This window comes from Cupriavidus sp. DB3, from assembly GCF_020418465.1.
Taxonomy (GTDB): domain Bacteria; phylum Pseudomonadota; class Gammaproteobacteria; order Burkholderiales; family Burkholderiaceae; genus Cupriavidus; species Cupriavidus cauae.
This window is the reverse complement of the sequence record NZ_JAIZPL010000004.1, coordinates 221,817-238,368: the sequence shown is the minus strand read 5'-3', so window position 1 is coordinate 238,368 and position 16,552 is coordinate 221,817. Positions and strand designations below refer to the sequence as shown.

The 16,552-nt window shown below is 67.9% G+C and carries 12 protein-coding genes; 5 read left to right on the top strand and 7 right to left on the bottom strand.

From position 1 onward, the window contains the following. Positions 1-381 precede the first annotated feature (381 nt). Together K7G19_RS14545 and K7G19_RS14540 are read right to left on the bottom strand one after the other, a co-directional pair. The gene (locus K7G19_RS14545; RefSeq protein WP_226107856.1) at positions 382-1,554 is read right to left on the bottom strand and encodes an MFS transporter; all 1,173 of its coding nucleotides are present in this window, start codon (positions 1,552-1,554) and stop codon (positions 382-384) included. Between the two features lie 160 nt (positions 1,555-1,714). Further along, on the bottom strand, positions 1,715-2,737 hold the full coding sequence (locus tag K7G19_RS14540; protein ID WP_150083193.1) for a D-2-hydroxyacid dehydrogenase family protein: 1,023 nt from the start codon (positions 2,735-2,737) through the stop codon (positions 1,715-1,717). A 727-nt stretch (positions 2,738-3,464) separates the two neighbouring features. On the opposite strand from K7G19_RS14540, the gene K7G19_RS14535 reads away from it, so the two are divergent. Then, complete coding sequence (locus K7G19_RS14535) at positions 3,465-5,321, top strand: phosphoenolpyruvate carboxykinase (GTP) (protein ID WP_149317421.1); 1,857 nt, start codon at positions 3,465-3,467, stop codon at positions 5,319-5,321. 146 nt (positions 5,322-5,467) lie between these two features. Here K7G19_RS14535 and K7G19_RS14530 read toward each other — a convergent pair whose 3' ends face one another. Continuing rightward, positions 5,468-6,142 (bottom strand): response regulator transcription factor, encoded by a 675-nt coding sequence (locus K7G19_RS14530; RefSeq protein ID WP_150083192.1) that lies wholly within the window; start codon positions 6,140-6,142, stop codon positions 5,468-5,470. Then, positions 6,139-7,578: a cache domain-containing protein gene (locus K7G19_RS14525; RefSeq protein WP_149317423.1), complete on the bottom strand. Its 1,440-nt coding sequence runs from the start codon at positions 7,576-7,578 to the stop codon at positions 6,139-6,141. The genes K7G19_RS14530 and K7G19_RS14525 overlap by 4 nt, the downstream gene beginning before the upstream one ends. Before the next feature lie 391 nt (positions 7,579-7,969). Between K7G19_RS14525 and K7G19_RS14520 the strand changes: the two genes are divergently transcribed. The 3 genes from K7G19_RS14520 to K7G19_RS14510 all read left to right on the top strand — a co-directional run bounded on the left by K7G19_RS14520 (position 7,970) and on the right by K7G19_RS14510 (position 11,067). Continuing rightward, the gene (locus K7G19_RS14520; protein ID WP_149317424.1) at positions 7,970-10,042 is read left to right on the top strand and encodes a carbon starvation CstA family protein; all 2,073 of its coding nucleotides are present in this window, start codon (positions 7,970-7,972) and stop codon (positions 10,040-10,042) included. Positions 10,043-10,100: 58 nt separating this feature from the next. Continuing rightward, positions 10,101-10,304, top strand: a complete 204-nt coding sequence (locus K7G19_RS14515) for a YbdD/YjiX family protein (RefSeq protein WP_226107854.1) — start codon at positions 10,101-10,103, stop codon at positions 10,302-10,304. A gap of 280 nt (positions 10,305-10,584) precedes the next feature. Then, positions 10,585-11,067 carry a hypothetical protein gene (locus tag K7G19_RS14510; RefSeq protein WP_149317426.1) on the top strand — a complete coding sequence of 161 codons (483 nt, stop codon included), beginning with the start codon at positions 10,585-10,587 and terminating at the stop codon, positions 11,065-11,067. A 556-nt stretch (positions 11,068-11,623) separates the two neighbouring features. Here K7G19_RS14510 and K7G19_RS14505 read toward each other — a convergent pair. Further along, on the bottom strand, positions 11,624-11,890 hold the full coding sequence (locus tag K7G19_RS14505; protein WP_226107852.1) for a hypothetical protein: 267 nt from the start codon (positions 11,888-11,890) through the stop codon (positions 11,624-11,626). 192 nt (positions 11,891-12,082) lie between these two features. On the opposite strand from K7G19_RS14505, the gene K7G19_RS14500 reads away from it, so the two are divergent. After that, positions 12,083-13,039, top strand: a complete 957-nt coding sequence (locus K7G19_RS14500) for a LysR family transcriptional regulator (RefSeq protein ID WP_149317428.1) — start codon at positions 12,083-12,085, stop codon at positions 13,037-13,039. Positions 13,040-13,182: 143 nt separating this feature from the next. Here K7G19_RS14500 and K7G19_RS14495 read toward each other — a convergent pair whose 3' ends face one another. Next, positions 13,183-15,870 carry a DNA topoisomerase III gene (locus K7G19_RS14495; RefSeq protein WP_226107850.1) on the bottom strand — a complete coding sequence of 896 codons (2,688 nt, stop codon included), beginning with the start codon at positions 15,868-15,870 and terminating at the stop codon, positions 13,183-13,185. A 202-nt stretch (positions 15,871-16,072) separates the two neighbouring features. Next, positions 16,073-16,498, bottom strand: a complete 426-nt coding sequence (locus K7G19_RS14490; protein WP_149317430.1) for a thioredoxin family protein — start codon at positions 16,496-16,498, stop codon at positions 16,073-16,075. Positions 16,499-16,552: the final 54 nt, after the last annotated feature.

The following is a 16,552-nucleotide window of genomic DNA, read 5'->3' as shown; positions in this document are numbered from 1 at the left end:
CCTCTGCTGCGCCGCGCTGTGATGCGCGTGTTCGCTCCCGTTTGTCGCCGTGCCCATCCGGACGGCCGCCGCCGGCTTCTGGGAACCGGTGGGCGGCCGGCCGCCCCCAGTGGTACCGCCATGGCGCCGTACCTGGCAAGCGTTGGCAGACGCGTCCGTATTACAAACGATTACAGGGGAGGAGCCGTCTTTGTATCAGGGAACAAACATTAGCAGAAAACAGGCCTGCCGGGCCGGCCGCCAGGGGCACGGGTGGCCGCGGGCCGTGCGCCGCGGCACCGAAGAGGTACGTGAAACGGGTACGCGACCGAGTACGCGACCGGGTACGCAAGGACCGCGCGCCAGGCCGGCGCGCTCTGGCCGACGCTCAGGCCAGCGCCTTCAGGCCTGCTGCGGCGCCTGCCGGCGCAGCCAGCGGCAGCCGAGAACACGGGCTCGCCCGGACAGCAGCAAGGCGCCGAGCATCAGGGCGGCCGCGCCCCAGTGCAGCGCGTGCGCGCCCGCAGTGGCGTAGATCGCCGCGCCGACCATCGCGCCGATCGCCTGGCCCAGATAGATCGAGGAGGAATTGAGCGAGATCGACACCGCCGCCCGCTCCGGCGCGAGCGCCACCAGCCGCGCCTGCTGCGCGCTGTTGGTGGCGAAGCCGCCCACGCCCCACAGCATGAAGATCAGCACCAGCGCGACCGCGCCGACGCCGGTCAGCGGCCACAGCAGCATCGCCGCCAGCGAAGTGCCCAGCGCGACGTGCACCACGCGGGCCGGCGTGGCGCGGTCCATGCGCGCCGCGGCGACGACGTTGCCGAGCACGCCGCAGGCCCCGTAGGCCAGGAACATCAGGCTCAGCGCGCCGCCGCTGACGCCATGGACGTCCCGCAGCATCGGCGCGATATAGGTGAACATCGTGAACATGCCGGCCGACGACACCATGGTGACGCCGACCACCATCAGCAGCGGCGTATGGCGCAGCACCGCGCCCCAGGCCGCGCGGCCCACCGGCGCCACCATCAGCCCGCGCGGCAGCACCCGCCACAGCGCGAGCGCGACGCCCAGCGCCATCACGCCGACCACGCCCATGCTGACGCGCCAGCCCAGCGTGGTGCTGATCCAGGTGCCCATCGGCACGCCGACCACGCTGGCCACGCTCCAGCCGAGGAAGACGAAGCTGATCGCCCGGCCGCGCAGCCTGGCGTCGACCAGCAGCGGCAGCGTGGCGGCGGCCTGCGGGGTATAGATCGCGGCGCCGATTGCCGTGACGAAGCGCAGCACCACCAGCGTGCCGAAGTTCGGCGCCAGCGCCGAGGCCAGATGCAGCACGCCATAGAGCGCGAGGGCGCCGGCCAGCAGCAGCCGGCGGTCGATGCGCGAACCGATCGTGGCAAACAGCGGCGCGCCGACGCAGCAGGCCAGCGCGAAGGCGGAGATCAGCTGGCCGGCGGTGGCGGCGCTCAAATGGAAATCGCCGGCGATGTCGTTCAGCATGCCGGTGACGATCATCGCACCGGTGCCGATGACGAAATTGCCGACGCAAAGCGTCAGAAGCCTGGGGTCCATGATGGGGCGCGTGCGGGGAGTCGGCCCGCGGGGCGCGGGCGGTCGCGGGGGCTGCCCGCGAAATCCCGGCAGTGTAGCGGTTTTGCGCCAATCGGGTCGGGCGCCGCCGCGGCCGCGCGCGCGGGGGACGGGCGGGCCGGTCCGCCCCGGCGGGCTGCCCCTAGCGCGTCAAGGCGGGGCTCAGCGCCTTGGGATTGACCACGCTGCCGTGCTCGCCGGACAGCACGTCGAGGATGTTCTGGAACGCGGTGCGGAAGTACAGCTCGTAGCTGTCGCGCTCGACGTAGCCCAGATGCGGCGTGCAGATGCAGTTCTCCATGCGCAGCAGTGCGTGGCCCTGCAGGATGGGCTCCGACTCGAACACGTCGACCGCCGCCATGCCGGGCCGGCCCCGGTTCAGCGCCGCCACCAGCGCGTTTTCCTCGACCAGCTCGGCGCGGCTGGTGTTGACGAACAGTGCAGTCGGCTTCATCGAGGTCAGGTCGGCCAGCTTGACGATATGGCGCGTCTCGTCGTTCAGCCGCAGCAGCAGCGACAGCACGTCGCTGTCGGCGAACAGCTGCTCCCTGGACTCGGCCACCGCGAAGCCGTCCTCGCGCGCGGCCGTCTGCGAGCCCTCGCGGCCCCACACCAGCACGTTCATGCCGAAGGCGCGGCCATAGCCGGCCACCAGGCGGCCGATCTTGCCGTAGCCCCAGATGCCCAGCGTCTGCCCCTTGAGCACCTGGCCAAGCCCGAAATTGGGCGGCATCGTGGTCGATTTCAGACCCGACTGCTGCCAGGCGCCGTGCTTCAGGCTGGCGACGTACTGCGGGATCCGCCGCTGCGCCGCCATGATCAGCGCCCAGGTCAGCTCGGCCGGGGCGACCGGCGAACCGACGCCTTCGAGCACCACCACGCCGCGGTCGGTGCAGGCGTCGACGTCGATATGGCTGCCGGCGCCGCCGACCCGGCCGGTCTGGCTGATGATCTTGAGCTTCGGCAGCTTCTCCAGCAGCTGGCGCGTGATGCGGGTGCGCTCGCGGATCAGCACCACGGCTTCGACATCGGACAGGCGCGCCGCCAGCTGGCCCACGCCCTTGACGGTGTTGTTGAACACCTTGACGTCATGCCCCTGCAGCAGCTGGAAGCAGGCCAGCTTGCGCACGGCATCCTGGTAGTCGTCGAGAACGGCAATTTTCATCGTCGGATTCGGTGAGGCGGTTCGGTGAGGCGGTTCGGTGAGGCGGTTCGGTGAGGCGATTCGGTGAAGCGGTTCGGTAAGGCGGTTCCGGCGGGGCGGCTCGGTCCGCTGCGGTGAGCGGCCGGATGCCCGATTGCGGTGCAGTTGACCCAGCAATCCGGTTGGTACGCGTACCCACAGACCGGCATGCCCGCGGCCAGTAAGGTGGGCCACCAAAGTGCTGCGACAAGCCATGGCGACAGGGCGTTCCGACCGATTTCCGCGCCCGCCGCTTGCTGCAGAGCAAAAAACGGAGGACGACAGCGGTGGTATCCTTGCCGCCTTCGGTGACGTCCCGGATTGTCGGTCGAGCTTCGCTCCCGCAGCCGGTTTGTCGCCGGACAAAGCTTGACTGGCACCCGCTGCGACACGTCCGCGGGAAAACCGCCACTGTAGCGCAGCCGCAAGGACCCCCGCGATCGATTCACCACAGGATCGCGCCGGACTTGTAACGGGATGTGACGGTCCCGAGCGAGCGTGGTCGAGGACCGGCCACCATGCGGTCGCCATGCGGGCACAACGCCCGCCCCACATGCGGAACCGCTTCCACAAGAAGTGGTCCCTCAAGCATGCGGTCATGGCACGCGTTCTCGTCGGCTCCGCGTTTCACCCGGCTGTTTGACGATATTCAGAGCGCGGCCCCGGGCCAGGCTTTGCCAAAGATTTCTTTTTGCTTTGGAGTACCACCATGAACCACCCCACCATGCAAGGCACACCGGCGCTGAACGTTCCGGCCTGGGTCAAGCACCAGAAGCTGGTCGCCTGGGTCGCCGAGATCGCCGCGCTGACCAAGCCCGACAGCATCTACTGGTGCGACGGCTCCCAGGAGGAATACGACCGCCTGTGCGAGCAGATGGTCGCCGCCGGCACGATGAAGCGGCTCAACCCCGCCAAGCGCAAGAACTCCTTCCTGGCCCTGTCGGACCCCTCCGATGTCGCGCGCGTCGAGGACCGTACCTTCATCTGCTCGCAGAAGCAGGAGGACGCCGGCCCCACCAACAACTGGATGCCGCCGGCCGAAATGCGCCAGACCCTGAGCGGGCTGTTCGATGGCTGCATGCGCGGCCGCACGCTGTACGTGGTGCCGTTCTCGATGGGGCCGCTCGGTTCGCCGATCGCCCACATCGGCGTGGAGCTGTCCGACAGCCCGTACGTCGCCGTCAACATGCGGATCATGACCCGCATGGGCCGCGCCGTGTACGACGTGCTGGGCGCCGATGGCGAGTTCGTGCCTTGCGTGCATACCGTCGGCAAGCCGCTGGCCGCCGGCGAGAAGGACGTGCCGTGGCCGTGCAACCCGACCAAGTACATCGTCCATTTCCCCGAGACGCGCGAGATCTGGTCGTTCGGCTCGGGCTACGGCGGCAACGCGCTGCTGGGCAAGAAGTGCTTCGCGCTGCGGATCGCCTCGACCATGGGCCGCGACGAGGGCTGGCTGGCTGAACACATGCTGATCCTCGGCGTGACCTCGCCCGAGGGCAAGAAGTACCACGTCGCGGCGGCCTTCCCGTCGGCCTGCGGCAAGACCAACTTCGCGATGCTGATTCCGCCCAAGGGTTTCGAGGGCTGGAAGGTCACCACCATCGGCGACGACATCGCCTGGATCAAGCCGGGCAAGGACGGCCGCCTGTACGCGATCAACCCGGAAGCCGGCTACTTCGGCGTGGCCCCGGGCACCAGCGAGAAGACCAACTTCAATGCGATGGCGACGCTGAAGGAAAACGTCATCTTCACCAACGTCGCGCTGACCGATGACGGCGACGTCTGGTGGGAAGGCATGACCAAGGAAGCGCCGGCCCACCTGATCGACTGGCAGGGCAAGGACTGGACGCCGGAGATCGCCAGGCAGACGGGCGCCAAGGCCGCCCACCCGAACGCGCGCTTCACCGCGCCGGCATCGCAGTGCCCGTCGATCGACGCGAACTGGGACAACCCGGCCGGCGTGCCGATCGACGCCTTCATCTTCGGCGGCCGCCGCTCGACCACGGTGCCGCTGGTGACCGAGGCCCGCAACTGGACCGAAGGCGTCTACATGGCCGCCACCATGGGTTCGGAAACCACCGCCGCGGCCGCCGGCCAGCAGGGCGTGGTGCGCCGCGATCCGTTCGCGATGCTGCCGTTCTGCGGCTACAACATGAGCGACTACTTCGGCCACTGGCTGGCGCTGGGCAACAAGCTCGAGGCCGCCGGCGCCAAGCTGCCGAAGATCTACTGCGTCAACTGGTTCCGCAAGGACGAGGCCGGCAACTTCGTGTGGCCGGGCTTCGGCGAGAACATGCGCGTGCTGTCGTGGATGATCGACCGCGTCGAAGGCCGGGGCCAGGGCACCGAGCACGTGTTCGGCACCTCGCCGCGCTACGAGGACCTGCGGTGGGAAGGCCTGGACTTCTCGCCCGAGCAGTTCCAGAAGGTGACCTCGATCGACCGCGCCGCCTGGGAACAGGAACTGGCGCTGCACGAAGAACTGTTCACCCAGCTCAAGCACCATCTGCCGCAGGCGCTGTCCGAAACCAAGGACGCGCTGGCCAAGCGGCTGGCGGCCTGATGCGGTAGTGCCGCACGTCGCGCTTGCCATCGGCAAGCGCGACGGCAAAAAACGAAGCCCTCGCGATCTTGTGCGCGAGGGCTTTTTTTCGTCCGGCGTTTTTGCTCGACAGGCCAGCCTGGGCGCATCAACGCTTCGCCTTGGCCTCACCCGCCATTCGCTTCGCCCCCCAACTGCTCCACCGCATACTTGACCAAGCCCGCGCGCCCCTCGATGCCGAGCTTGCGCTTGAGGTTCAGCCGATGCGTCTCCACCGTGCGCACCGACACGCCGAGGGACGCCGCGATCTCCTTGTTGGCGAGGCCCCGGCCGATGCCGTTCAGGATGTCGCGCTCGCGCGGGGTCAGTGCATCGAGCGGATGCGGAGCCGGACCTTCCTCGATCATGCGGCGCGCGATGCGGGCGCTGTAGAACACGCGACCGGCCAGCACGGCGTCGATCGCGGCCAGCAGTTCGTCGGCCGGGGCGTCCTTGAGCACGTAGCCGCGCGCGCCGGCGCGCATCGCCTGGCGGACGTATTCGAGGTTGTCGTGCATCGACAGCATCAGCACCGCGATCTCGGGATAGCGCTGGTGCAGCGCGTCCGCCAGTGCGATACCGCCCATGCCGCGCATGCCGATATCGGTGATCAGCAGGTCGGGCAGCGCATCCGGCTGGCGGCGCGCCAGCCACGCCAGCGCCGCTTCACCGTCGTCGGCCTCGCCGACCACGGTCACACTTGGCTGCAGCGCCAGATGCATGCGCATGCCGTCGCGCACCAGCGTGTGGTCGTCGACCAGCAGCACGCGCGCGGGACGGTAGGGTTCGGAGAAGGAACTCATCGGGACAGCGGGGAAGAGTGGGACGGGGCGCCCGGCGGCGCGTCCGCCGTCCTGGCGAGCGCCCGCGTGTCGGGCACGAACGCCGAGGCCGGCAGATACGCCCGCAGGCGCGTGCCGCCCGGGGCGGACTGGATATCGAATTCGCCGCCGAGGCTGGCGATGCGCTCGCGCAGATTGCGCAGTCCGATGCCGCCGCGCGGGTCGCGCTGCACGCGCTCGAGATCGAAGCCGCTGCCGTCGTCCTGCACCACCAGCGCGACGCCGGACTCGGCATACGACAGCGTCAGCTGGACCCGCCGCGCATTGGCGTGGCGCTCGACATTGGTCAGCGCCTCCTGCGCGATGCGGTACAGCGCGGTGGCCGCTTCATCCGACAGCGGCCGCGGCACGCCGTGGCAGTCGATATCGATCTTCAGTCCGCTGGCGCCCTGCATCTCCCGCGCCAGATGCTGCAACGCGGCCTGCAGGCCCAGATCGTCGAGCAGCGCCGGACGCAGATTGCGGGCAACGCGCCGCACCTCGTTGAACACCGTCTCCAGCCGGTTCAGCGCCATGCCCAGCACGGGCGTCACCGCACCGCCGTCGGTGGGCGCCTGCGCGAGCCGGTTCAGCGCGGTTTCGAGCACCAGCTTGACCGACACCAGCAGCTGGCTGACGCCGTCATGCAGCTCGCGCGACAGTCGCGCCCGTTCGTCCTCCTGCGAGCGCACCACGCGCTGCGCCAGCTGCCGCAGCTTGGCGTCGGCCTCGCGATGCTCGCTGATGTTCAACGCCAGCCCGCCCGCGCCGACCAGCAGGATGCTGATCGCGGCGATCGCGCCGATCCACGCCAGCGTGGCGCGGATATCGGTCTCGGCGCGCTTGTCGAGCTCGCGCAGCGTGCGTTCGACATCGTCCAGGTAGATGCCGGTGCCGAGCATCCAGCCCCATTCCGGCACCGCGACCACATAGCCGAGCTTGGGCGCCATCTGCCGCGTCGACGGCTTCTCCCAGCGATAGCGCACCGCGCCGCCGCCCGCGCGTGCCGCCGCGATCAATTGCTGGATCGGCAGCGCGCCCTCGGGATCGCGCAGGTCCCACAGGTTCCTGCCGATCAGGTCCGGCTGGCGCGGGTGCATCAGGTTGCGGCCGTTCAGGTCGTACAGGAAGAAGTAGCCGTCCGGGCCGTAGTCCAGCCCCGCCAGCGCCTGCATCGCGGCCTGGCGCGTGGCCTCGTCGTTGCGGCCCGACTTGACCAGCGGCGCGATCGCGCTCTGGGCCAGCTGCACGTAGTGGCGCAGCTCGGTTTCCTTGCTCTGCAGATAGGCGGCCTCGACCAGCGCGCGCTCGTGGCGGACCAGCGCGGTGGCCTGATAGTGCACCGCCAGCGCGATGCCAAGCATGGCGATCGCCAGCGGCGCCACCGCGAGCAGCAGAATCTTCTGGCGGAGTTTCATCGTGACCAGGGTAAACACGGATGCCTGGGAAGCGGCGTCTCACCGTCCCGTTGCGTAGTACTACGCAGGATCGCTGCGTAGTTACGCGCTTGTGCCTCGATTGGCGGGTGTCAATACTACACGCCGACGCGCGACCGGCCGCCAGGCCAGGCGCGAAGTCATTCGCAACGGGATGCGCCAGTGCCCCGCACCGGCGTATCGCCCCGCCTGCCAGACAAGATCCGGACCGGAAGTCGAGGGACCGGGCGCCGCTGAAATCTGGAGACAGCTTGCCCCCGATCCCCCGCCATTCGCCGCCCGACGGCGCGCGTGCCACCGTGCGCGCCGAGCGGTCCACCGGCCCTTGTCGCTCTGCGGGCTTTGTTCCATGTGGTCTGAGGAGACCTTCACTATGAATCGCATCGGGCAACACCTGATGTGGCTGGCCGTCGCCGTGCTCGGCGCGTTTGCCTTCGCCACCGTTGCACTGTCGCGCGGCGAAGCCGTCAGTGCCTTGTGGATCGTGGTCGCCGCGATCTGCATCTATCTGATCGCTTACCGCTACTACAGCCGCTTCATCGCCGACAAGGTGATGCAGCTGGACCCGAAACGGATGACGCCGGCCTGGCGCCATAACGACGGCCTGGACTACGTGCCGACCAACAAGGCGGTGCTGTTCGGCCACCACTTCGCCGCGATCGCCGGCGCCGGACCGCTGGTCGGACCGGTGCTCGCCGCGCAGATGGGCTACATGCCCGGCATGCTGTGGATCCTGGCCGGCGTGGTGTTCGCCGGCGCGGTGCAGGACTTCATGGTGCTGTTCATCTCGACCCGCCGCGACGGCCGCTCGCTGGGCGACCTGGTCAAGGCCGAGATGGGCACGGTGCCCGGCATGATCGCGCTGTTCGGCTGCTTCATGATCATGATCATCATCCTCGCCGTGCTGGCGCTGATCGTGGTCAAGGCGCTGGCCGATTCGCCGTGGGGCACCTTCACGGTGGCGGTGACGATCCCGATCGCGCTGTTCATGGGCGTCTACACCCGCTACATCCGCCCGGGCCGCATCGGCGAGGTGTCGGTGATCGGCTTCGTGCTGCTGATGCTCGCCATCGTCGGCGGCCAGTACGTGCACGAGAGCACCACGCTGGCGCCGCTGTTCACCTTCGACGGCAAGGCGCTGACCTGGATGCTGATCGGCTACGGCTTCGTCGCCGCGGTGCTGCCGGTGTGGCTGCTGCTGGCTCCGCGCGACTACCTGTCGACCTTCCTGAAGATCGGCACCATCATCGCGCTGGCGGTCGGCATCCTGATCGTCGCGCCGGAACTGAAGATGCCGGCCTTCACGCAGTTCGCCGAAGGCGGCGGTCCGGTCTGGTCGGGCAACCTGTTCCCGTTCCTGTTCATCACCATCGCCTGCGGCGCGGTGTCGGGCTTCCACGCGCTGATCTCGTCGGGCACCACGCCCAAGCTGCTGGAGAACGAGACCCACGCGCGCTTCATCGGCTACGGCGCGATGCTGGCCGAGTCCTTCGTCGCGATCATGGCGCTGGTGGCCGCCTCGGTGATCGAGCCGGGCGTCTACTTCGCGATGAACAGCCCGGCCGCGGCAATCGGCACCACGCCGGAGGCGGTGGCCCAGGCGGTGTCGAACTGGGGCTTCGTGATCACGCCCGACGTGCTGGTGCAGACCGCCAGGGACGTCGGCGAAAACACCATCATCTCGCGCGCCGGCGGCGCGCCGACGCTGGCGGTCGGCATCGCCCACATCCTGCACCAGGTGGTCGGCGGCCAGGCCATGATGGCGTTCTGGTACCACTTCGCGATCCTGTTCGAGGCGCTGTTCATCCTGACCGCCGTCGACGCGGGCACCCGCGCCGGCCGCTTCATGCTGCAGGACCTGCTGGGCAGCTTCGTGCCGTCGATGCGCCGTACCGACTCGCTGCCGGCCAACCTGATCGCGACGGCACTGTGCGTCGGCGCCTGGGGCTACTTCCTGTACCAGGGCGTGGTCGATCCGCTGGGCGGCATCAACACGCTGTGGCCGCTGTTCGGCATCTCGAACCAGATGCTGGCCGCTGTGGCGCTGGTGCTGGGCACCTGCGTGCTGGTCAAGATGAAACGCGGCCGCTATGCCTGGGTCACGCTGCTGCCGACCGTCTGGCTGCTGATCTGCACGCTGACCGCCGGCTGGCAGAAGCTGTTCCATGCCGACCCGAAGATCGGCTTCCTGTCGCACGCCAGCAAGTTCAGCGACGCGATCGCCCAGGGCACGGTGCTGGCGCCGGCCAAGACGATGGAGCAGATGCACCGCATCGTGTTCAACGACTACCTGGACGCGGGCCTGTGCGCGCTGTTCATGGCGGTGGTGCTGTCGATCGTCTATTACGGCCTGCGTACCGGCCTGCGCGCCGGCGCCCAGGCACGGCCGACCGCGCACGAGACGCCGTTCGAGCCGCTGCCGGCGGCCGCTTCGGCGCAGCGCTGAGTCAGGCGTGAAGCCGATGCCGACGCCGTAACGTCAAACCCCACGCAGAAGGAACGCCATGCTGGATCCGCTGAACAAGATGGGCCAAATGGGCCGCTACCTGGGCCAGTCGCTGCGGCTGATGGTCGGGCTGCCCGACTACCAGACCTATGTGGCCCATATGGAAAGCACGCATCCGGACCGCGAGCCGATGAGCTACGAGGAGTTCTTCCGCGAGCGGCAGGAGGCGCGTTACGGCCGCGGGCAGGGCAAGTGCTGCTGAGCTGCTGAGCTGCTGACCCTGCGAGCTACTGAGCGCCTGAGCCGCAGTTGCCGAGCTGCCGAGGCTCCCGGGCGGGGAATCCGGTGTGTCGTTGTCCTGACGAGATCGCCGGGTTCTCCTCCTTGGGGAAGACGACAAGCTGTCAACATGTCAAAGGCTGCCCACGGGCAGCCTTTGTTGCGTTTCTGCAGCATTAATAAAGGCTTACAGGCAGTTACAGCAATGTCCGTGCCCAAAATCTACACTTGCATCACAGTTTGGCAACCAGAGGAAAAACACTATGTCTCGCCGACTCGTTCGCAATATGACCGTGGCCCTCGCCCTGGCGGCATCGACGACGCTGCCTGCATTCGCGAGCGACATGAATAACGCACTGGGTGGCGCCCTCGGCGGCGTCGCCGGTGCAGCCGTCGGAGGCGCGCTGGGCGGCTCCACCGGTGCCGTGATCGGCGGCGCGGTGGGCGGTGGCGCCGGCGGCGCGATCAGCTCGAATCGCCGCGAGCGTACCGGTGCCATCCTGGGCGGCGCGCTGGGCGGCGGTGCGGGTACGGCGGCGGGCAACGCGATGGGCGGCCGGACCGGCGGCCTGGTCGGCGCGGCCCTGGGCGGCGGCGCAGGCGCGGCGCTGGGCGGCAACATCTCGCGCAGCAATTCGTACGCCGACGACCGCGACCGCTACTACCGCGATCGCCACTACAAGAAGAGCAAGTACAAGAACAAGCACCGCTACCACCGCCGCGGCCATCGTGACTGGGACGATTGATGGCGGGTTGATGCAGTGACAGCCAGTTCGACGGGCCGCGCAAGCGGCCCGTTTTGTTTTGCGCGATGGGTGCTCGGGTGCTCGGGTGCTCGGGTGCTCGGGTGCTCGGGTGCTCGGGTGCTCGGGTGCTCGGGTGCTCGGGTGCTCGGGTGCTCGGGTGCATCTGGTGCATCTGGTGCATCGGGTGCTCGGGTACTCGGGTGCTCGGGTGCTCGGGGGCTCGGGTGCATCGGGTGCATCGGGTGCATCGGGTGCATCGGGTGCTCGAGTGCGCGGGTGCGCGGGTGCGCGGGTGCTCGGCCGCTCGGACGCCCGGGCTCGGGCTCGGGCTCGGGCTCGAGCGGTGGGGCGGTGGGGGGTGAGGCGCCAGGGCGGGCGCGCCGTCAGGCGGCGGCGATTGCTGTTTGGATGGCCGATGTAGGGGCGACCGGTCGATCCCCATCATCCCGCCGCAAGCCGGCATCGAAGCCGAGGCCGTAAACGACGATGCCCGTGCGCGGGGCACGGGCATCGGGACACCAGGCAGACCGCCGAAGCGGTCCGGCAGCCGGCGTGCTTACTTCGCGGCGCCTTCGGTGAAGACGTCGAACTTGCCTTGGCGGGCACCTTCGCTGAACACGTCGAACTTGCCTTGGCGGGCGCCTTCGCTGAACACGTCGAACTGGCCCTGGCGGGAGCCTTCGGTAAATACGTCGGTCTGGCCGACCTTGGCGCCGTCGGTGTACGGGTCGAACTTGTCGGCCTTGGCGAACGCCGGAGCGGCGGTCAGGGTGGCAACGAGGGCGGTGGCGGCGGCGGTCAGGGCAAAGCGGGAGATCGTCATGATGTGTCCTTTCTTCTGTTTGGGAGGACGTCCGCGCCGGCGGGGTTTCGCTGCAGTGCGGCATCCGATGGCTGCATATTAGGCATTTCCCTTATATGAATAAACATTACCGCACACAATGATTAGTTCTATAAAGAACAACAAAAACCCCAAGCTGTGGAAAAATGGGGAAGAAAAAAGGGAGACTGTGCAATGGATCGGCTGCAATCGATGCGCGTGTTCGCCAAGGTGGTCGAACTCGGCAGCTTCGCCCGTGCGGCGCAGCAACTGGAAATGTCCAACGCGGTGGTGACCCGCTATGTCGCGGACCTGGAGAGCCATCTGGGCACGCGGCTGCTGAACCGGACCACCCGCAGCCTGTCGCTGACCGATGCCGGCGAAACCTATCTGCAGCGCTGCCAGCAGATCCTGGAAGACGTCGAGGAGGCCGAATCGGTGGTCACCGCGCGCAGCCAGTCGCTGTCCGGCACGCTGCGGATCGTCACGCCAGTGATGTTCGGATTACATCTGCTGCCCGACATGCTGGCCCGCTTCCAGCAGATGTATCCCGACGTGGTATTCGATGTGCTGCTGTCGGACCGCAGCATCGATATCGTCGAGGAAGGCCGGGACGTCGGCATCGTGCTGTCCGACCTCGGACTGGGCTCGCATCTGGTGGCGCGGCCGCTGCTGTCGGCCGAAGTGATCCTGTGTGCCTCGCCCGGCTATCTGCGCGCCCACGCGCCGCTGCGCCATGCCCATGAACTGACCCAACACCGCTGCATCGCCATGCGGCTGACCAATGCCGAGCACGCCTGGACGCTGTCCGGTCCCGAAGGCGAGGTGACCGTGCCGATCCGGCCTGGGCTCGTCTGCAGCAATGCCGAACTGGCGCACCAGGCGGCGCTGGCCGATCTCGGCATCGCGATGCTGTCGTCGTATCTGGCCCGGCCCAGCATCGAAGCCGGACTGCTGGAGCACATCCTGCCGCAATACCAGCTGCCGCGGCGCGACATCAGCGTGGTGTATCCGAGCCGCAAATTCCTGCCGACCAAGGCGCGCGCCTTCATCGACTTCCTGCTGGAAGAGGGGAAGAAGAAGAGCGCGGACGGAGCGGGTGGGGCGGCGGCAGCCGCGGCCGTCGCCGCGGACCATCACGCGGCGAGCTAGCCGGAGAGCCCGAAGGAACCCGAAGAACCCGGAAGAACGCAGAAGAACGACGAAGAACGCAGAAGAACCCAGACCGACCCGGAAGAACGCCAGCAACCGAGGCCGGCGTGTGCCTGCCTCGGCCGGTCCCTCGCTCGTACGTCTTATTCGCTGGCGCTGGCCGCCGTCTTGGCGCGGGCGGTCTTCTTGGAGGGGGTCTTGCTGGCCGCCTTGGCCGCGACCTTGGTGCCGGTCTTGGCGGCGGTCTTGGCCGCAGCCTTGACGGCGGTCTTGCTCGCCGGCTTGCTGGCTTCGCCGGATTCGCCGGATTCGGCGGTCTTCGCGGCGGACTTGGCCGCGGCCTTGCCTGCCGCGGTCTTGGCGCCGGGCTTCGGCTCGCGCACCTCGAACTCGAAACCGATCTTGCCGTCCGGCTGCTTGACCAGATAGGCCTTGAAGTTGCGGCCGGTACGCGAGGACTTGAAGCCGGTCAGCAGGTCCGTGCGGCCCTGGTCCAGCAGCTTGCCGATCTGCTCGCGCGAAATCTCCTGCTGCAGGATGATCTTGCCGGTGGTGAAGTCGCACGACTTGGGCGACCCGACCGCGTTCTCGCAGACGTACTTCATGCCGTGCTCGAACACCGAGCCGCTGCACTTGGGGCAGGTGCCGACCGGCTCCTGGCCGCTGAAATCGACCGGCTCGCCGTCGTTCTCGTCCTCGTTCTGGCCGAAGTCGAACTCCATCTTGTAGTTGCCGTCGTCGTCGCGCGCCAGCTTCAGGATCGCGGCAAAGGGGCGGCCCATCTTGCTGCGGAAGCCCTGCAGCGGCCCGATCTCCTTGTCGCGCAGCAGCGTCTCGACCTCGTCGATCTCGAACTGCCGCCCGCCGGGGATCTTGCTGATCGAGAAGTCGCACGCCGTGCAGGCGAAGCGGCGGTAGTTCTCCTTGACCTGGCCCCCGCACTGCGGACACGGCGTCTGCAGCGTCGCGTAGTCGCCCGGGATCGTGTCGCTGTCGTATTCCTTGGCGCGCTTGACGATCTGCTGCGTCATCTGCGCGATCTCGCGCATGAATTCGTCGCGCTTGAGGCGGCCGCGCTCGATCTGCGCCAGCTTGTGCTCCCACTCGCCGGTCAGCTCGGCCTGCGTCAGTTCCTGGACCCCGAGACCGCGCAGCAGCGTCATCAGCTGGAACGCCTTGGCGGTGGGAATCAGCTCGCGGCCCTCGCGCACCAGGTATTTCTCGGTCAGCAGCCCTTCGATGATGGCCGCGCGCGTTGCCGGCGTGCCCAGGCCCTTGCCGGCCATCGCCTCGCGCAGCGCGTCGTCGTCGACCAGCTTGCCTGCGCCCTCCATCGCCGACAGCAGCGTCGCTTCGTTGTAGCGCGCCGGCGGCTTGGTGGTCAGCCCGACCGGCTCTACCTTGTCGGTGCGGACCTTCTCGTCCTTGCCCACCGGCACCAGGTTGGCGTCGTCGCCCTGCGCCTCGCGGCCGTAGACCACCAGCCAGCCCGGATTGACCAGAACCTTGCCTTCGGTCTTGAAGTGGTGGCCGGCGACCTCTGTGATCCGCGTGGTCACCTGGTATTCGGCGGCCGGAAAAAACACCGACAGGAAGCGGCGCACGACCAGGTCGTACAGCTTCTGCTCGGGCTCGGACAGGTTCTTCGGCGCCTGCAGCGTCGGGATGATGGCGAAGTGATCGCTGATCTTGCTGTTGTCGAAGATCCGCTTGTTCGGCTTGATCCAGCCGCTGGACAGGATCTTCCTGGCATGCGGCAGATAGTTCGGCGAGCTGTCGGCCAGCATGTCCATCGTCTGCTGGACCGTGCCCATATAGTCCTCGGGCAGCGCGCGCGAATCGGTACGCGGGTAGGTCAGCACCTTGTGCTTTTCATACAGCGCCTGCGCCAGGCCCAGCGTGTTCTTGGCCGAGAAGCCGAAGCGCGAGTTGGCCTCCCGCTGCAGGCTGGTCAGGTCGAACAGCGCCGGCGACAGCTGGGTCGACGGCTTGGATTCCTCGGTGACGGTGCCCCGCTTGTCGCGGCACGCGGCGACGATGCTCTTGGCCTCGGCCTCGCTCCACAGCCGCGACTCGCGCGCCTCGGGATCGAACTCGTTCTTCTTGAACTTCGGGTCGAACCAGCGGCCCTCGTACAGGCCGGCCGCGGCGATGAATTCGGCGCGCACTTCCCAGTAGTCGCGCGGCACGAAGTGTTTGATCTTCTCCTCGCGCTCGACCACGATCGAGAGCGTCGGAGTCTGCACCCGGCCTACGGTCGTCAGGAAGAAACCGCCGCCCTTGCTGTTGAAGGCCGTCATCGCACGGGTGCCGTTGATGCCGACCAGCCAGTCCGCCTCCGAGCGGCAGCGCGCGGCGTCGGCCAGCGGCAGCATCTCGGCGTCCTCGCGCAGGCTGGCGAAGCCGTCGCGGATCGCCTGCGGCGTCATCGACTGCAGCCACAGGCGCTGCACCGGCTGCCTGGCCTTGGCCTGCTGCACGATCAGCCGGAAGATCAGCTCACCCTCGCGCCCCGCGTCACAGGCGTTGATCAGGCGGGTGACGTCCTTGCGCTTGATCAGCCGGTTCAGCACCTTCAGGCGCGACTCGGTCTTGGCGATCGGGCGCAGGTCGAAGTGCGGCGGGATCACCGGCAGGTTGGCGAAGCTCCACTTGCCGCGCTTGACCTCGTATTCGTCCGGTGCGGCGATTTCCACCAGGTGGCCAACCGCCGACGAGAGCACATATTCGTCGCTCTCGTAATACTCGTCATGCTTGGTAAAGCCCCCGAGCGCACGGGCGATATCGGCCGCGACCGATGGCTTTTCCGCGATGATGAGAGCTTTGGACATGGGTGGGAATCCTTGCCGGCCGCCCCTTGGCGGACCGCGTTTGGCACAGCACTAATATGTAAACAGCACACTTGAGGCCCCCCGGGGGCCATGAGGCGCCAATAATAAGCGGGGTATTGACAACGGTGCAAGGCGAGTTCCATCCCCGCCTTCGCGCCTCATCCTTGGGCCGGACTCGTTCCAGACCCAGCCCCTGCGGGCTTCAAACGCCGCTTTCTCCCTGCTGTGACCGGCCCGATCCGTCAGGATTCAACCAGCCGAGCAGATCCGGCGGCGGTTCCGCGCCGGCCGGCATGGCCGCGCCGCGGCCCAGCAGCCGGGCCAGCGTGTCGGCGTGGGGCAGCAATGTGCCATAGAACTGGGGCGCCCCGCCGGCGGCATCCTGCACCAGCACGGTCGGGAAGTTCTCGATGTCGATGTCGCCCAGCGCGTCGGCATGCGTCTCGATATCGATCCAGACGAAGCAATCGCCCGGATGGCGCGCCGCCTGCTCGCGCCAGACCGTCAGATAGTCGCGGCAGGTGCCGCACCACTCGGCGCACAGGCACGCCACCAGGCGACCCTCGGGGTGGGCCCGCAACGCCGCCGCTATCGCGGCCGCATCGCGTTCGGGAAAGTAAACGGCCATCGGTCATCCAAACATGAACCTTGCATGCGCTTGATCGAGCACGTGATCAACGCC

Excerpts from the sequence above, each read along its gene's own strand:
- K7G19_RS14515 (WP_226107854.1), top strand. The coding sequence starts at position 10,101 with ATGCTGGATCCGCTGAACAAGATGGGCCAAATGGGCCGCTACCTGGGC.
- K7G19_RS14500 (WP_149317428.1), top strand. The coding sequence starts at position 12,083 with ATGGATCGGCTGCAATCGATGCGCGTGTTCGCCAAGGTGGTCGAACTC.
- K7G19_RS14490 (WP_149317430.1), bottom strand. The coding sequence starts at position 16,498 with ATGGCCGTTTACTTTCCCGAACGCGATGCGGCCGCGATAGCGGCGGCG.
- K7G19_RS14505 (WP_226107852.1), bottom strand. The coding sequence starts at position 11,890 with ATGACGATCTCCCGCTTTGCCCTGACCGCCGCCGCCACCGCCCTCGTT.
- K7G19_RS14520 (WP_149317424.1), top strand. The coding sequence starts at position 7,970 with ATGAATCGCATCGGGCAACACCTGATGTGGCTGGCCGTCGCCGTGCTC.
- K7G19_RS14545 (WP_226107856.1), bottom strand. The coding sequence starts at position 1,554 with ATGGACCCCAGGCTTCTGACGCTTTGCGTCGGCAATTTCGTCATCGGC.
- K7G19_RS14540 (WP_150083193.1), bottom strand. The coding sequence starts at position 2,737 with ATGAAAATTGCCGTTCTCGACGACTACCAGGATGCCGTGCGCAAGCTG.
- K7G19_RS14510 (WP_149317426.1), top strand. The coding sequence starts at position 10,585 with ATGTCTCGCCGACTCGTTCGCAATATGACCGTGGCCCTCGCCCTGGCG.
- K7G19_RS14535 (WP_149317421.1), top strand. The coding sequence starts at position 3,465 with ATGAACCACCCCACCATGCAAGGCACACCGGCGCTGAACGTTCCGGCC.
- K7G19_RS14525 (WP_149317423.1), bottom strand. The coding sequence starts at position 7,578 with ATGAAACTCCGCCAGAAGATTCTGCTGCTCGCGGTGGCGCCGCTGGCG.
- K7G19_RS14530 (WP_150083192.1), bottom strand. The coding sequence starts at position 6,142 with ATGAGTTCCTTCTCCGAACCCTACCGTCCCGCGCGCGTGCTGCTGGTC.
- K7G19_RS14495 (WP_226107850.1), bottom strand. The coding sequence starts at position 15,870 with ATGTCCAAAGCTCTCATCATCGCGGAAAAGCCATCGGTCGCGGCCGAT.